Source organism: Mesorhizobium sp. B2-4-3, from assembly GCF_006442815.1.
In the GTDB taxonomy this organism is placed as follows: Bacteria; Pseudomonadota; Alphaproteobacteria; order Rhizobiales; family Rhizobiaceae; genus Mesorhizobium.
This window is the reverse complement of record NZ_VFVL01000018.1, coordinates 77,275-93,192: the sequence shown is the minus strand read 5'-3', so window position 1 is coordinate 93,192 and position 15,918 is coordinate 77,275. Positions and strand designations below refer to the sequence as shown.

At 64.9% G+C, this 15,918-nt stretch carries 14 protein-coding genes; 4 read left to right on the top strand and 10 right to left on the bottom strand.

The window, feature by feature from the left end:
• Positions 1 to 9: 9 nt before the first annotated feature.
• From FJ956_RS18070 to FJ956_RS18045, 6 genes are read right to left on the bottom strand one after another with little or no spacing between them, the layout of a single operon-like run.
• Positions 10 to 1,251, bottom strand: a complete 1,242-nt coding sequence (locus FJ956_RS18070) for an ABC transporter substrate-binding protein (RefSeq protein ID WP_140679304.1) — start codon at positions 1,249 to 1,251, stop codon at positions 10 to 12.
• Positions 1,252 to 1,302: 51 nt separating this feature from the next.
• The gene (locus FJ956_RS18065) at positions 1,303 to 2,331 is read right to left on the bottom strand and encodes a branched-chain amino acid ABC transporter permease (RefSeq protein WP_140679302.1); all 1,029 of its coding nucleotides are present in this window, start codon (positions 2,329 to 2,331) and stop codon (positions 1,303 to 1,305) included.
• On the bottom strand, positions 2,328 to 3,329 hold the full coding sequence (locus tag FJ956_RS18060) for a branched-chain amino acid ABC transporter permease (protein WP_181170250.1): 1,002 nt from the start codon (positions 3,327 to 3,329) through the stop codon (positions 2,328 to 2,330). Before FJ956_RS18060 ends, FJ956_RS18065 begins: the two co-directional genes overlap by 4 nt.
• A gap of 47 nt (positions 3,330 to 3,376) precedes the next feature.
• Complete coding sequence (locus tag FJ956_RS18055) at positions 3,377 to 4,717, bottom strand: amidohydrolase family protein (protein WP_140679298.1); 1,341 nt, start codon at positions 4,715 to 4,717, stop codon at positions 3,377 to 3,379.
• A 52-nt stretch (positions 4,718 to 4,769) separates the two neighbouring features.
• Positions 4,770 to 5,549, bottom strand: coding sequence for an alpha/beta fold hydrolase (locus FJ956_RS18050; RefSeq protein WP_140679295.1), 780 nt, complete (start codon positions 5,547 to 5,549; stop codon positions 4,770 to 4,772).
• Positions 5,546 to 6,424, bottom strand: coding sequence for a fumarylacetoacetate hydrolase family protein (locus FJ956_RS18045; protein WP_140679292.1), 879 nt, complete (start codon positions 6,422 to 6,424; stop codon positions 5,546 to 5,548). The genes FJ956_RS18050 and FJ956_RS18045 overlap by 4 nt, the downstream gene beginning before the upstream one ends.
• A gap of 224 nt (positions 6,425 to 6,648) precedes the next feature.
• Between FJ956_RS18045 and FJ956_RS18040 the strand changes: the two genes are divergently transcribed.
• Both FJ956_RS18040 and FJ956_RS18030 read left to right on the top strand, forming a co-directional pair.
• Positions 6,649 to 7,320 carry an FCD domain-containing protein gene (locus FJ956_RS18040; RefSeq protein WP_140679288.1) on the top strand — a complete coding sequence of 224 codons (672 nt, stop codon included), beginning with the start codon at positions 6,649 to 6,651 and terminating at the stop codon, positions 7,318 to 7,320.
• 364 nt (positions 7,321 to 7,684) lie between these two features.
• The gene (locus FJ956_RS18030; protein ID WP_140643874.1) at positions 7,685 to 7,936 is read left to right on the top strand and encodes a DUF768 domain-containing protein; all 252 of its coding nucleotides are present in this window, start codon (positions 7,685 to 7,687) and stop codon (positions 7,934 to 7,936) included.
• Between the two features lie 110 nt (positions 7,937 to 8,046).
• Here FJ956_RS18030 and FJ956_RS18025 read toward each other — a convergent pair whose 3' ends face one another.
• Together FJ956_RS18025 and xseA are read right to left on the bottom strand one after the other, a co-directional pair.
• Positions 8,047 to 9,165 carry a P1 family peptidase gene (locus FJ956_RS18025; RefSeq protein WP_140679284.1) on the bottom strand — a complete coding sequence of 373 codons (1,119 nt, stop codon included), beginning with the start codon at positions 9,163 to 9,165 and terminating at the stop codon, positions 8,047 to 8,049.
• A 7-nt stretch (positions 9,166 to 9,172) separates the two neighbouring features.
• Positions 9,173 to 10,738: an exodeoxyribonuclease VII large subunit gene (gene xseA / locus FJ956_RS18020; protein WP_140679282.1), complete on the bottom strand. Its 1,566-nt coding sequence runs from the start codon at positions 10,736 to 10,738 to the stop codon at positions 9,173 to 9,175.
• Between the two features lie 122 nt (positions 10,739 to 10,860).
• Here xseA and FJ956_RS18015 point away from each other — a divergent pair, with 122 nt between their 5' ends.
• Positions 10,861 to 13,071, top strand: coding sequence for an EAL domain-containing protein (locus tag FJ956_RS18015; RefSeq protein WP_140679280.1), 2,211 nt, complete (start codon positions 10,861 to 10,863; stop codon positions 13,069 to 13,071).
• Between the two features lie 2 nt (positions 13,072 to 13,073).
• Here the strand turns inward: FJ956_RS18015 and FJ956_RS18010 are convergent, their stop codons facing one another.
• On the bottom strand, positions 13,074 to 14,030 hold the full coding sequence (locus FJ956_RS18010) for a LysR substrate-binding domain-containing protein (RefSeq protein WP_140643877.1): 957 nt from the start codon (positions 14,028 to 14,030) through the stop codon (positions 13,074 to 13,076).
• 236 nt (positions 14,031 to 14,266) lie between these two features.
• Between FJ956_RS18010 and FJ956_RS18005 the strand changes: the two genes are divergently transcribed.
• A complete protein-coding gene (locus tag FJ956_RS18005; protein WP_140679278.1) occupies positions 14,267 to 14,557 on the top strand; it encodes a DUF1127 domain-containing protein in 291 nt (96 codons plus the stop codon).
• A gap of 221 nt (positions 14,558 to 14,778) precedes the next feature.
• Here FJ956_RS18005 and FJ956_RS18000 read toward each other — a convergent pair whose 3' ends face one another.
• The gene (locus FJ956_RS18000) at positions 14,779 to 15,825 is read right to left on the bottom strand and encodes a DUF937 domain-containing protein (RefSeq protein WP_140679276.1); all 1,047 of its coding nucleotides are present in this window, start codon (positions 15,823 to 15,825) and stop codon (positions 14,779 to 14,781) included.
• Positions 15,826 to 15,918 lie beyond the last annotated feature (93 nt).

The window sequence follows — 15,918 nt, the reverse complement described above, 5'->3', positions numbered from 1 at the left end:
CGTATGCCGTTACGGGCAGCTCGGATTGTCGCGATTAACCGCCCCGAGCTTCATGAACTCGTCCTCGGGGATGCCAAGCGTCTGGTTGACCTGCGGCACGACCTTGACCAGCTTGTTCAGAAGATTGCCGTCCGAACCTTCGGTGACCTCGGTCAGGAAGATGTCGGCGACCGCGTTGCGGTTCTTGTCGAGCGACACCTTGCCGGTTGGGGTGTCGAAGGACAGCTTCGACAAGGCCTCGCGCAATTTCTTGCCGCCGTCGGAGACATCGCCGCCAACTTGGTCGAGCGCCAGCAACGTCGCCTTCATGTTCACATAGTAGCCATGGGCGAAGAGCGAGGGCGAGGGGAAGGCGCCCGGCTGCTTCTTGTAGGCGTCGACAAACGCCTTCCACGCCGGCGCGTCATTGGTGTCGGCCGTCGGTCCGGCAGACGGCGTGCCTTTCAGCACATCCTTCAGCTTGCCTTTCGAAGTCAGCACGGTCTGGTCGACGGTGATCGAGCCGCCGATCAGAGGAGCCGAGCCGCCGGCCTGCTGGTACTGGGTGAGGAAGTTGACGGCGTCGGCGCCGCCGAGCGCCACGTAGATGGCGTCGACATCCTCGGGGATCGCCGCGATGACGGAGGAGAAGTCCTTGTTGCCGATCGGCACCCAGGACTTCGACGGCACGTGCCCGCCGGCCTTGCAGAACTCGGCCATGAAGCCGAAGACCTGCGTGTAGGGGAAGGAGTAATCCTCGGCGACGGTGGCGACCTTCTTGTAGCCCTTGTCGTTGAAGGCATAGGTGCCGAGGCCGGCCATCCACTGCGCGCCGTCGGTGGAGAAGCGGAAGAAGTTCTCGGCCGGATTGCGCAGCGTCGTGTCCTGCGCGGCCGAGGTGCCGTTGATGAACGTCACGTCCGGCTTGGTCTTGGCGTAGTCCTTGACGGCGAGGCCTTCATCGCCCGAAAGCGGGCCGACCAGCACTTTCACGCCGTCCTGCTCGACAAGCTTGCGCGCGGCGCGCACGGCGCTGTCGGGCGAGGCGTCGGACGAGCCCTTGACGATCTCGATCTTCTTGCCGGCGACGGTGCCGTTGGTCTCGGCGACCGCAGTCATGGCGCCGCGTTCGCCATCCTCGCCGAGCACCGTGAACGGCCCCTCGAAAGTGGCGAGCAGGCCGATCTTGATCGTGTCGTCGGCGGCGAGCGCCATCGAAGGCGCGGTCAGCCCGGTGAACAGCGCCAGGGCCAGCAATGTACGTCTGTGCATTTTCGGTTCCTCCCGTTTGATTGGTCAGCAGTGCTTCCTCCGCGCCAGCCGCTAGGGGCCGGCGCGCAAGGATCCCTGGGCAAGATGTGGCTTGATCCTCCCCCACAACCCAAGAATTCCATCCGGCGAGATGAAGACGATCGCCAGGAACACTAGGCCGATCAGCGTGTTGAAACGCTCGGCGCCGACGATGTCGATGGCGAAGGTCTGCATCAGTATGACGACGATCGCGCCGACGAACGGCCCGATCGGGTGGCGCAGGCCGCCGATGACGGCGATGATCAGGATGTCGATCGCCACGTCGACGCCGATAGTGCCGGGCGAGACGCGCCCGTTGAACCACACCAGAAGCACGCCCGCCAGCCCGGCGAGGATGCCTGCCAGGAACCAGGCGAAGACCTTGTGCGCGGTGACATGATAGCCCAGCGCCCGCATCCTTCGCGGATTGTCGCGGATCGCCTGCAAGGTCATGCCGAAGGTGGAGCGGGAGCCATAGAGCACCGCCGCATACGACAGCGCCGCAAGGCCGAGACAGAGGTAATAGAAGGGTTTCGGGTCCCGCCAGTCGATCCCCCAGAACACCGGCGCGTGTATGCCGGCGTAGCCGGAATGGCCGTTGAAGATCGCGTAGTTCTGCTGGGCGAAGTAGAAGGTCGCCGTCGCGATCGCCAGCGTGATCATGAGCGTGTAGATGCCTTCCGTGCGCACCGAGATCCAGCCGATCAGCGCCGACGACACCGCCGCCGCGGCAACCGCGAAGGGCACGACGATCCACCAGGGCCAGCCGAAGCCCAGCACGTTGGAATTGTTGCTGCCGAGGATGGCGACGGCGTAGGCGGCGATCCCGGCGACCGTGATCTGCGCCAGGCTGAGCATTCCGCCATAACCGGCCAGCAGCATCAGCGACAACGCCAGCACGCCGAAGATCATCGAGTAGCCGGCGATCTGCGTCAGGAAGAAATCCGATGCCACCAGCGGATAGAGAACGAGCGCGACGGCAAGGATGACGTGACCCGCGCCGATCTTGTCCAGCCAGTTCTGCTGCGGCACCGCGCCGTCGGCGACCGTGGTCAGGCTCATCGCGCCTTCCCCATGATGCCTTGCGGCCGCACCGCCAGCGTCACCACCATGATGACGAAGGTGAGCACCACGCCATAGGTCGGGAAATAGACGAGGCCGATCTGCTCGGCGAGGCCAATGAGCAGCGCTCCGATCGCAGCGCCGGTGATGGAGCCCATGCCGCCGACGATCACCACGACCAGCGAGGCAAGCAAATAGCGCACATCCTCGCCGGGCGCGACCGAGAGCGCCGATCCGCCGACGACGCCGGCGAAACCGGCAAGTCCGGCGCCGACCGCGAAGACGATGGCGAACACCGCATGCACGTTGACGCCCGAGGCCGACAGCATGGCGCGGTCGTCGACGCCGGCGCGGATCATCATGCCGACGCGCGTTCTGTTGAGCATCAGCCAGAGCCCGACCCCGATGACGATCGCCGCCGCCAGCACGACCACGCGGTAGAGCGGATAGGTCAAGAAAACCGAGGCGCCGTTCGAGCGCACGGCGGTGATGACGGGCAGGGTCAAGGCGCCGTCGAGCCATTCCGGCGTGGCGATCTGGTAGGTGCCGCCGGCCCAGACCGCCAGCATCAGGTCGGCGGCGACGATCGAGATGCCGATGGTGACGAGGGTCTGCCTGAGGTCGTCGCCCTCCAGGCGGCGGAAGACGAAAACCTGCATGATGACGCCGATGATGGCGAGCACCGCGAAGCCGGCGGCGACGCCGAGCAGCCAGTAACCGGTGCGGCTGGTGACCTCGTAGCCGATATAGGCACCGAGCAGGTAAAGCGAGCCGTGCGCCAGGTTGATGTTGCGCATCAGGCCGAAGATCAGGGTGAACCCGCTGGCGACCAGGAAATACAGGCCGGCGAGCGTCAGGCCGTTGAGGATGGCGCTGACGAAGGCCTTCTTGGAGATCAGGATCGCGTTCAGCCAGGCGGGCCAGACGGCGAACACCAGCCAGGCGACGATCGCCGCGGCCAGCAGGCCGACGAGCCCCCAGGCCTGGCGGCGTGTCATGCCGCCGCCACCAGACAGCGACGACGACGATGGCTGGTCGAGTATGCTCATGCGGTCAGCCGCCGGCGCTGCTCGTTCATGCGCGGCGCCTTGTGGAACTTACCGTCCTTCATGATGGCGAGGATGCGGTTCTTGTCCTGCAGGATGCGCACGTCCGAGATCGGGTCGCCGTCGATCAACAGGATATCGGCGAGGTAGCCTTCCTTGATCAGGCCGAGCTCGTCGCCCATGCCCATGATCTGGCCGCCATATTTGGTCCCGGCCTGGATCGCTTCCATCGGCGAGAAGCCGAGCATCTCGACAAAGGTCTGGATGTCCTTGGCGTTGGTGCCCTGCGGCGTCCAGGCAAAGCCGTAGTCGCCGCCGATGCACACGCGAATGCCGCGCCGGTGCATCTTCTTCATCGTGTCGACGCACATTTCGAGCTCGCGCTCATATTCGAGCGACAGCGGCGAGCCGGGCTTGATGCCCCACTGCTCGGCGTAACGCGCGGTGTTGATCAGCCATGCGATGCCCGGCGCGACGAAGTGCCTGTCTTTGACCGCTTCCAGCATGTCGAGCGCTTCCTCGTCGGCGAAGGAAGCGTGGTAGATGTTCTGGATGCCGTGGCGCACGCACTGCTTGACCGAGCCGGAAGAGCGTGCGTGCGCCGACAGGACCTTGTTGCGGCAGCGCGCCTCGGAGGCGGCCATGGCGACCTCTTCCTCGGACATCGGGGTTTCCTCCGCGCCCATGCCGGTGATGCTCTCGCCGGAGAGGTTGAGCTTGATGGAATCGACGCCGTATTTGATCAACTGGCGCACGGTGCGGCGGATTTCCTCCGGGCCGGACACGACGATGCCGAGATTGAGGCCCTCATGCGGAATATGCGAGGGCGCGGAATCGCCGAGGCCGCCGACCGTGGTGATCTCCGGTCCCGCCGCGAGGTAACGCGGTCCGGGAAACCGGCCCTGGTTGATGAACTTCTTGGCGACGACGTCGAGCCGCGGCTTGGCGGCGGCCGCGCCCCGGCCGGCGGTGAAGCCGGCATCGAGCACCAGCTTGGCCATCTCCATGGTGACCAGCATGTGCTCCTCGATCTCCATCATCTGGATGGGATCGATGCCGGGCGCGTTGTTCCAGGACAGATGCAGATGCGCGTCGATCATGCCGGGCATCAGCGTCGCGCCCATGCCGTCGATCACGGTGACGCCCCCTGGCGCGCCGCCATTATAGGAAGACGACGCGGAGGAGCCGAAGCGGGACGAGCCCTTGGTGATCTGCTTGATGCGGTTGCCCTGCACCAGCACCTCGCCGGTGTAGGGATATTCACCTGATGCGTCCAGCACGCGCACATTGGTGAAGAGCGTGCTTCCCGACCCGTTTCCGGCCCAGTTTTCGTCTGCCATAACAAGCCTCCCAACTTGCCGAGCGCGTAAGTCTACGCCCGATCCGAAATCCTCACCTATCAACCCGTCTCAAAAAATCGGCGAGCTTCGAGCTGCTCTCGCGCGGACTTTCCACCGTGGCCCAGTGTCCGCACCGATCGAGCGAGGAGAATACGGCTCCCTTGATCTTGTCGGCAAGCGCCTGGGCGACGCCTGGCGGATTGACCGTGTCGGCATCGCCGGTGACGAGCAGGGTCGGCGCCGAAATCCGGCGCGCATCGACAGCTGTCGCCTTGGCCAGGGCCTCGCAGGTGCGGGCATAGGATTCGGGGTCCTGGCGGGTGATCGATTCCCGCACGAAGGCCGCTGCCGCGGGCGATGTCTCCCTGGTGTGCGCCGAGATCGCGTTGGCGACGATCTGATCGGCGATGTCGGCGATGCCGCCGGAGCGTGCCAGACGGGCTCGGTTGGCCAAGCCTTGCCGGGTCGCTTCCGCAGGTTCGGCCAAAGCGCCGAACAGCGCGAGCGAAGCTACCAAGGAGGGCTGTGTCGCCGCGATCTGCTGGCAGATGATGGTGCCCATCGAATGGCCGACGAGGTGCGCTGAGGTAACGCCCATGCCGGCCATGGCGCGGATCACGGCTTCGCTCATCCCTTCGATGGTGAGCGGCTCGATCGGCTGCGGCGAACGGCCCGAGCCCGGCAGGTCGAGCCGGACGACTCGGTAGCCCGTCAGCGCCCCCATCTGCGGCTGGAACATGTTCGAGGTTCCGCCGAGGCCGTGGATCATTACCACGGCCGCGCCTTCGCCGGTCACCTCCGCGACGACCTGGCCGACGGTCACGGTCGTCATTGCGGCCTCTCCACGAAGCGGTTCTCCAGCGTGCCGATGCCGTCGATCTCGATGCGCACGACATCGCCGGGCTTGAGATATCTCGGCGGATCGAAGCCGATGCCGACGCCGACAGGCGTGCCGGTGGCGATGATGTCGCCGGGCTTGAGCGTGATGCCTTGCGACAGCGCGGCGATAATGGTCGGGATATCGAAGATGAGCAGCGATATCCTGGAATCCTGGCGCAGGTCCTCGTTGACGAAACAGCGGATGCCGGCGCTGGCGAGATCGAATTCGTCCCTGGTGACGGCCCATGGACCCATCGGACAGAACGTGTCCTGCGATTTGCCGATCAGCCACTGGCTGTATTTGCCTTGCAGGTCGCGCGCCGTGACGTCGTTGACGATCGTATAGCCCCAGACGTGGTCGAGGGCTTCCTCTTTCGAGATGCCGCGGCCGCCCTTGCCGATGATGACGGCGAGCTCCGCCTCATAGTCGATCGCCGTCGACACGGAGGAGTCGATCAGCACGCTGGCGTGGTTGGGGACGACCGATTCCGGCACCTTGGAGAAGATGATCGGGTGTTTTGGCACCGCGCCCGCGCCGGCGCTGGAATCGAAGCCGCTGCGGGCGAATTCGTGCGCATGTTCGTAATAGTTCTTGCCGACGCAGAAGATGTTGCGGCGTGGCTGTGGAATCGGAGCTTCGATCTCTACGCCCGCCAGCGGCACCGGGGAGAGGGTGCGCGGCAGGCCGGCTCCGTTGCGTTCGATCAGCGCCAGCAATCCGGTCTCGGCGCGCTCGACGGGAAAATCGAAGGGGGCGACAGTCTGGGCGGCAAGATCGACCAGGCCGACCCGCCTTTCGCCGGCGAGCGAGAAAGTCGCGACCCGCATGAAGTTCCTCCCGTGAACCAATTTTGAGCCAATTTTCCGCTCTTTTGAAACACGCTAGCGCCAATTGGCTTAGGCCGCAAGTTGGATTCGGATTGGCTGGATGAAATAGTTCCAATGCTCGCGGCCATGCAACTGCGGGCCTACTGGCAGGTCTGCATGATAGACGGGCGCACGAAAAGCTGCTATGAATGGTTCATTATTGGATCAGATAAACGCTGCCAAACATGCCCAAGCTGGTTGCCAACGACATCGCCATCGCCTTGAAGAAACGGATTTCGCTGGGCGAATGGATGGAAAACGGCCGTATGCCGCCCGAGCGTGACCTGGCGAGCGAGTTCGGTGTGGCGCGCAACACCGTGCGCCGCGCCGTCGGCCTGCTCGAGGATGACGGCACGGTCGTACGGCATGTGGGTCGCGGAACCTTCTTGACGGCAGCCAATCCCGATTCCATGGCCACGACCGTCGCGCGGATGGAAGGGACCAGCCCGGCCGACATGATGGAGATCAGGCAGTTGCTGGAGCCGGCGGCGGCATCCTTCGCCGCGACCAACGCAAGCGCTGGCGAATTGAACGCCGTGCGCGAGGCGCACAAGATCGCCTGCGCATCCCAGGACATGCCGACGTTCGAGCACTGGGACGCGGAATTTCATCACCGCATATTCGCTTGCTCGCGCAATGACTTCCTCAAGGAGATCCACAATCTCATGCGCATCCTGCGCAATCAGCGGCCATGGTTCGAGATGAAGAAGCGTTCCTTCTCGGAGGAGCGCCGCGCCACTTATTGCAGCGAGCACCAGCTCGTCCTGGATGCCTTGCTGGCGCGCGACTCCGAAGGCGCCAGCAACGCGATGCTGACGCATCTGAGGACCGTCGAGCGCAATCTTCTGGGGAGGTAGTCGCCCCGATGAAGGACCCCGAGTCGACATCGCATGAGGATGCCACTATATAGCGCCTGCTCCAGCTAAGGCCGGGGCAGCGTTGACCGGAAAGCCATGACACAGTCTGTGCTACCCATTGTGATACAAATGCGCTGTCGAACATAGAAAAAAGCCAGCAAAAACAACAACGGCGGCCTTCTGTCGATCCCGGCCGACAATCCCATCATTCTCAACGATCTGAACGTGCACCTTCAACCCTTCCATTCCTTCGGTTTCGCGAACCACGGGCAAGATGTCTTGCCGGTCGAGGCCGACTCGGCTCGAATGGGGGGTACGGACGTTCATGGCTACCAACCGGCTTAGCCGCTAGGGAAGAAGCAGTATGAGTGAACATGCGATCGAGTTCTTGCGCGGATGGATTGGCGAGAAAGTCCAATGCCAGCATTCGCCGATCAAGATCGAGCAGGCCGAGACCCTTGCCAAGGAGTGCTGCGCCAAGGCTGCCGAGGCAGGCATTCTCCTGGAGGACATCCAGGAAGAGGTCGGCGATATCCAGGAACTGATCGCGTCGCGCCTCGAGGAGGCCGCCGAAGAGGGCACCAGCGAAGCGAAGCCCGACAAGCCGGCGGAATAAACAGCCGCCTGCAACAGGCCGGCTCTTAGAGCAATTCCAGGAAAAGGGTGTAACGGTTTTCCGTCCGGAATTGCGTAAAACAAAAAGATAGAGCGTTTCCGTGAAACGCTCTATCCGAATTTTTCCTTCAGCCATGCCTTCGGCAGCGCCGGCACGAAATTGCCGTCGCGCCCCGTCATTTCCTCGTTCGCCACCAATGCGTTGAGGATCGCTTCCTCGACACCTTGCACGACCGCGTCGAAGAATGGGTCGATGTCGACGTCCGGGATGAACTCCGCGCGGGCGATGCGGCCGGAAGCCGCCTCGGCGGCCTCCGGATTGGCGGTCGAGAAGGCGAGAAAAATATCGCCCGAACTGTGGTAGCCGTAGCCGCCGGTCATGGCGATGCCGAGCGGCACCCGCCGGGCGAGCCGCTTCATCTGATGCGGCAGGAATGGCGCGTCTGTGGCGACGACAGCGATGATCGAACCCTTTTCGGCGCGCGCCGTCGCCTCGCGGATCGCCGGGTCGACAAGCTTCGGCCCGATGCGCCGGCCACGAATGGTGAAATTGCGCCGTTGGCCGAAATTCGACTGCACGAAGACACCGAGCGTATAACGCCTGTCCTGCCATTCGACGACGCGCGAGGCGGTGCCGGATCCGGCCTTGAAGCCGAAGGTGATCATGCCGGTGCCGCCGCCGACGCTGCCTTCCTCGATGGCCCCGCCGCTGGCGCTGTCGAGCGCGGCGGCGACATGCTCGAAGCCGACATGATGGCCGTTGATGTCGTTGAGGAAGCCGTCATAGGTCTCGGCGGCCACCGGCAGGCCCCAGCCGGTATCGAGCGCGGCTGGCAGCACCTTGTGCATCCAGCGCAAGGTGGCGTCGCGAGTGACGCCGCAGGAATGCGTGTTGGTGATGGTAACCGGGAAATTGAAGGCGCCGGTTTCCTCGATGATATGCGTCCCGGTCAGCTCGCCATTGCCGTTCTGGCTGAACACGCCGGCGAACACCGGCGTCGCGAGATCGGCGACCGGCCGTGGCAGGATCGCGGTGACGCCGGTGCGCACCGGGCCGATGCCGACCTGCAGCGGACCGTCGCCTGAAATCAGCGTTCTGTAGCCCACCGACACCCCCGGTACGTCGGTGATGGCGTTGAAACGGCCGGGCGTGCCGTCGAGCGCGATGCCGAACGACCGCAGGCGCGGCTTGCCCGATGGCGTGCGAAGATGCGGGTCGTGGTTGCTCATGGAAACCTCAGAACAACGAACCCTGATTGCCCGGCTCCTTGGCCTTCGCGGGCGATTTCGCGGCCAGCTTCGGCCGCGCGCCGCCGCTGGTGGCGATGGCTTCGGCATTGCCGTCGGCGAATTCCAGCTGCAGCGCCATGCCGGGCGCCAGCTCCGCGACCCGCTTGATGACGGCGCCGTCAGCGTCCTTGACCAGCGCGAAGCCGCGCGCCAGCACGGCTTTGTGCGACAATGTCGAAAGCAGCCGGTCCGCCTGGGTGAGAGCCGCGCGCAGCCGGTCGAGCCGCCGCGCCGTCGCCTGGTCCTGCCTGCGCGACAGTCCGGCCAATGCGTCGGCCTGCAGCTTCTGCCGTCGGATGATCGGCGCCGGCGACAGCCGCGTGGAATTGCGCTGAAAGTGTGCGCGGCGCTCGCGCACGATGGCGAAGAACGCCGCGCGGGCACGCGCGATGTCGCGGCCGGTCAGCGTGCGCGCTTCATTGAGGCGCCGCGACAGGGTCGCCGGCGTCAGCCTTTGCCGCTCCAGCGTTGCCCGCTTGCGCTCGATATTCACCGTCAATCCTCGGCCCAGCCGGCTCGTCGCATCGTCGAAACGGCGGCGCGGCAGCGCCAGCAGTTGGTCGGGCGAGGGGAGTGCCCGCGCCGCAGCGCGCACCGCCTGGCGCTTGCGCTCCAGATGCCGCGAGGCGCAGGCGTTGAGCCGCGCGCCGAGGCTGGCGAGCGTCGCCTCCAGGTCCGCCCTGACCGGTACGGCGATCTCGGCCGCACCCGTCGGCGTCGGCGCGCGCATGTCGGCGACGAAGTCGATCAGCGTCGTGTCAGTTTCATGGCCGACAGCGGAGATCACCGGGATGCCGGATGCCGCAACGGCGCGCGCCAGCCCTTCGTCGTTGAAGCCCCAGAGGTCTTCGAGGCTGCCGCCGCCGCGCGCCACGATCAACAGATCGGGTTGGCGGATGGGTCCGTCCCATGTCAATGCGTTGAAACCGTTGACGGCCGCGGTCACTTCCCGGGCGGTCGTGTCGCCCTGGACCCGCACCGGCCAGACCAGCACATGAAGCGGAAACCGGTCCTTGATGCGGTGGATGATGTCGCGGATCACCGAGCCGGTCGGCGAGGTGACGACGCCGATGACTTGGGGCATGAACGGCAGCCGCCGCTTGCGGCCGGCATCGAACAGGCCTTCGGCCTGCAGCCGGCGTTTGCGCTCTTCGAGCAGCGCCATCAGCGCGCCGGCGCCCGCCGGCTCCAGATTGTCGATGACGATCTGGTAGTTGGATTTGCCGGGATAGGTCGTCAGCTTGCCGCTGGCGATCACCTCCATGCCTTCCTCGGGGCGGAACTTCAGCCGCGCCATGGTGGTCTTCCAGACGACGGCATCGATTCGCGCTCGGTCGTCCTTCAACGCGAAATAAGCGTGGCCTGACGAATGCGGGCCGCGATAGCCGGAAATCTCGCCACGCACCCGCACATTGCCGAAGGCGTCCTCGACAGTGCGCTTCAGCGCGCCGGAAATCTCGCTCACCGTGTATTCGGTGGCGTTGCTGCGTGATTCGGTTGCTGTTTCACTCATTTGGCGATTGGGGAACGCTTATCGGCGCGCGTCAAGCACGGAGAAACCTCGCTAATATTATAACGCGATTTTAAGCCCGATTTGCTTTGACTGGCGCGCCAGGGGAGCCGGCCGGGGACGTGATGAGCGCACGCCACAACAGCAGCCCGTTGACGCGTCAGGTCACGCTGACCGTGCTGACGCTCGCCGCCTTCGCTTTGGCCATCGTCGTCGGCTTCGGCTTCTACGCGGCCGGCCAGGCCGATAATGCCTCGCTCGAACGGCAGAAGATGTTCATCGCCGACGGCCTCCAGGACCAGATCGCGGCCGTGGAGCGGGAGCAGGAAAGCGTTTCGGTCTGGGATGACGCGATCGCCAATGTGAGGGCAGGCAACCAGACTTGGATCGAAGAGAATCTCAGTGTCTGGATGTACACCTATTACGGCCACAACCGGGTCTATATTCTAGACGCCGCCAATCATGCGATCCACGCCATGCGCGAAGGCAAGGTGGTCGACGCATCCGCCTATGGCGAGGATCAGCCCGTCCTTCTTCCGGCCATCGAAAAACTGCGCGGCATGCTTGCGCAGGCACCCGAAGCCGACACGTCCGGCCAGCCGGCGAAGTTGTTTGCCGAGGATCTGGTATCGCTCGACGGCAAGCCGGCGATCTTGAGCGTCATGCCGCTGGTGCCGAGCTCGGACAAGGTCACCCAGGCGCCGGGCACCGAATATCTGCATGTGTCCGTCGAATTCATCAACGACGCGGTGATCGGCAAGCTCGCCCGCAAATACCTGCTCGAGGGCGCGCGCCTGGCGCCGCTGTCCGAGCAGGTTGGCCCGGCCGCCGTGCCGTTGGTCGATTCGCGCGGCGTCATCCTCGGCTATATCGGCTGGGACCAGCTGCGGCCCGGGCTTGCTTTGGTGCGCAAGATCGCTCCTGCCCTGGCGGTCGCGCTGCTCCTGGCGGGCGGTGTGCTGGTCTTCCTGTTGCGCAGGTTGCGCCGCGCCTCGGCCGCGTTGCAGACAAGTCAGGACCAGGCGCAGTATCTTGCCTTCCACGACACGCTCACCGGCCTGCCCAACCGGGCGCTGTTCGAGGACCGCTTGCGGCGCACGCTGCTGTTCGCCAGCCAGGACAGGACGCGCGTGGCGCTGCTTTACCTCGACCTCGACCGCTTCAAGCATATCAACGACACGCTCGGCCATCCGGCCGGCGACGAGCTCGTGCGCCAGACGGCGGCGCGGCTCAAGCACACGATCCGCGAAGTCGATACCGTCGCGCGGCTCGGCGGCGACGAGTTCGCCGTCATCCTGCTCGACGTTCCCGACGTCGGAAGTGCCGAGGACATCGCCGAAAGGCTGCTCTTGAAGCTGCGCGGGCCGTTCCGGCTGATCGACGACCAGGTCTTCGTCAGCGCGAGCGTCGGCATCGCGCTGTCGTCCGGATCGGACACGGATGCGGACGACCTGTTGCGCAAGGCCGACATCGCGCTTTACGAGGCCAAGAAGAACGGTCGTGGCCGCTACAAGCTGTTCGCCGGCGACATGGACGATCTCCTGTTGCGCAAGCGCAAGGTCGAATCCGAACTCCGCAAGGCGCTCGACGGCGAAGGTGGCATCAAGCTCGCTTATCAGCCGGTTTTCGCGGCCGACGGCCGCGGCATACTGGGGGCCGAAGCGCTGATCCGCTGGGGCCATGAAATGCATGGTGCGTTGCCGGCGGCGCAATTCATCGCCATTGCCGAAGAGCGCGGCCTCATCGGCGAGCTCGGCAAATGGGCGCTGAGCGAGGCCTGCCGCTTTGCCGTCACGACCGAATTGCCGTGGATCGCGGTCAACATCTCGCCGATGCAACTGCGTGACGTCGGCTTTGCCGAAGAGGTCGCCGAGATCCTGAGACAAACCGGGCTCGACCCGTCCCGCCTGCAGCTTGAGACCACCGAAAGCGTCCTGCTCGAGCACAATGACGCGATCGGCACGGTGATTGCCGCGCTGCGCCAGTCCGGCGTGCACATCGTGCTCGACGATTTCGGCACCGGCTATTCCTCGCTCAGCTATCTGCGCCGCCAGGCGATCGACAAGTTGAAGATCGACCGCTCTTTCGTGCGTCTGCTCGACGAGGACCAAAGCGCCCGCGCAATCGTCAAGACGCTGATCGAGCTGGCGCTGGCGCTCAAGGTGGAGGTGACCGCCGAAGGCGTCGAGACCGACGCCCAGAAAGCCCTGCTGGTCGGCATGGGATGCCGCCAGTTGCAGGGCTATCTGCTGTCGCCGCCGCTGGAGCCCGGCCAATTGCTTGCGCTGCCGGGTGTTTCGTCCGCCGACCGGGAACTTTCGGCAGCGCGCGCCTGACTTTACCAGCCAGGCATGATCTGGTTCGCCTTGACCCGTTTCATCTTGGCGAAGGCGAGCGCGGCGAAGTCGAAGCTTCCCGCCTCCTCGCTGACCGGCACGGAAATGTTGTCGAGGCTCTCGGCGATGTGGCGGGCCAAGGCGTCGACGATTTCCGGCTGCGAGGTCTGGCCGCGCATGATGCCGATGCGGCAGTCCGGCAACTGGCCGAAGCCGTCGGCCTCGCCGAGCACGCGCATGCCTGGCCGGAGCGCGCATTCCGGCAGCACCGAGACCGCCAGACCGGAAAGCACGGCCGCGGTGATCACCGTGGCCGAGAAGCTGGAGAACAGCACGCGGTATTCGCGGCTCTGCCGGTCGAGCACGTCGACCGCGGCACGCCGCCAGATGCAATTCGGCCGCCCGAACGCCATCGGCAGGGTTTCCTGCTCATGCGTGGCGTGGTTGGCCGAGGTGACCCACAAAAGCGGCTCGCGCCGCACCACCTCCGACTGGCCGCGCGTGTCGTTGTGCGTCACCAGCGCCAGGTCGAGATTGCCGCGCTTGATGTGCTCGACCAGCCCCGGCGTCGGCTCGCAGACGACCGTCAGCTCGACGCGCGGGTTGGAACGCGAGAAGCGCGCCATGATCTCGGGCAGGAAGCGGTCGGCATAGTCGTCGGGCGTGCCGATGCGGATCGTGCCTTCCAGCCGCTGGTCGTCGAAGGCGGCCAAGGTCTCGCGGTTGAGGTGGATCAGCCGCCGGGCATAGGAAAGCAGCCTGTCGCCTTCCTCGGTCAGCTTGTTGGTGCGGCCGTCCTTTTCGAACAGCGGCTTGCCGATCCGCTCTTCCAGCCGCCGCATCTGCATCGACACCGCCGACTGCGTGCGGTGCACCTCCTCGGCCGCGCGGGTGAAGCTTCCCGTATCGGCGATCGAGATGAAGGTCTGCAACTGATCGAGGTCGAGCGGCGCTTTCATCGGTCCAACCCATCATTGATGTTGATGTTACAGATTAAAAACATTCGTTGGATTAATCAATCGCGCGATGGCAAATTGGCATCGTCCACATGAAAGCAGTGCATGTCGCCCAAAAGTGGCCCCCGGTTTTGGCGGCAACGACATGCATCACGTCAATGAATGGAAACCGGAACGGCGCTTCTCCCAAGGCGCCGCTTGCCTGGTTTCGTCCGCTCTGTCCCGTAGGAGAGACTGACATGACCACGATTGAATTCGCTTCCGAGACCCCGCGCATCACCACGCGTCCGGCCGTTGCGACGCGCGTGCTCAATGCTCTCGCCAACGCCTATGTCGCCTGGAAAAACCGCCGCGCTTTCTATCGCCTGGGCGACATGTCGGACGCCGAGCTTGCCGATATTGGCCTGACCCGCGCCGACCTCCATGTCGCCGTCGCCGTGCCCTTCGGCCGCGACCCGACGGTGAAGCTGCGCGCCATCGCCAGCGAGCGCGCCGACACGATCGAGGATCTCGCTCGTCAGGTAGCCTGAACGGCCGCGTTGCCTGGATTTCCGGTCGCGTTGAACCTTTTCACGGCTCGGCGCGACCAAGTCTCATGCAGGCTCCCACACTCCCTGCCGGTTCCCCGCCGGCCAGCCTGCACATTGCCCGGTTCCTCCTCCAGGACCGGGCATTTTTCTTTTTAGTAGCGCCGCGTCGCTTCGCTCCTTGCTTCGCCCGTGGATGGCGATCGCGCCGGTCGGTGAGAAAACTACCGCCGGTCCATGTCGCGCTTGAACTGATCGAAGATCGTCCCGACATTCTTTTCATACTCGTCGCGCTGCTGCGCCCCGGTCTCGAACATCTTGCCGAAGATGTCGTCGAACGGGTTTCGCGGCCGGCCGCTCGGGTTGGTCTGCGGCTGTTGCGGCGCGCTTTGCTGCGGCTGCCGCTGTTGCGGCTGCGGCGCCGGTTGCCCGCCCGGCAGGCCGAAACCGCCGCCACCCTGGCGCAGCATCTCCTCGAAGATCTTGCCGAGCGGGTTGTCGCCATAGGGGCTTTGCGTCGGCTGAGTCTGCGGCCGGCCCTGCGGCTGCTGCGGCGCGCCGCCGCCGAACATATCCTGCAGCACTTTGCCGAGGGGATTTTCCCCGTAGGGATTGGGCGCCTGCTGCGGTTGGCTCTGCGGCTGCTGCTGCGGCGCGCCGCCGCCGAACATGTCCTGCAGGACCTTGCCGAGCGGATTCTCGCCATAGGGATTGGGCGCCGGTTGTGGCGCCTGGCGTTGCTGCGGGGCTGGCGCAACGCCGCTCTGCCGCATCATCTCCTCGATGATATCGCCGAGCGGATTGCCGCTGCCGCCGAAGCCGGCGGCCTGCATCTGCCCCCCACTCAATTGATTGTTGGTCTGCTTGAACAGCCCGCCCATCATCATCGAGGCCAAGGCCGGCAGCATCTGCTGCAGCACCTGCTGGCTGAGGCCAGTCGCCTGCGCGGCCTGGCTCGCCACGGCGCGCGAGAGGTCCTTCGAGCCGAACAGATGGCCGAGAATGCCGTTGCCCTCATTGATGCCTTGCGGCGAAAAGGCCCTCGTGGCGTCCTCGAAATACTTGGCGTGCTGGCCGCTCGCCATCGCCGTCATGAAGGAGCCCATCCCGTAAGGGTCGGCGGTATTGCGCTGCAGCCCTTGCGAGAAGGCAGGCAGAAGCGCCTGCACCGCGGCCTGCGTCTGCTGCATCGAGAGCCCGTATTGCTGGGCCAGCGCCTGCATGCCGGCGCCGTTCTGGGCTTGGGCGAATATGTCGAACAAGGAAGGCATTGGCATCTCCTCCGAGAACATCCTCGTGGAGGAAACCTAGTTCGTTTCCATTCCTGATTGAAGCGGCTTTCGTCGCGCCACCGTCACGCGGAA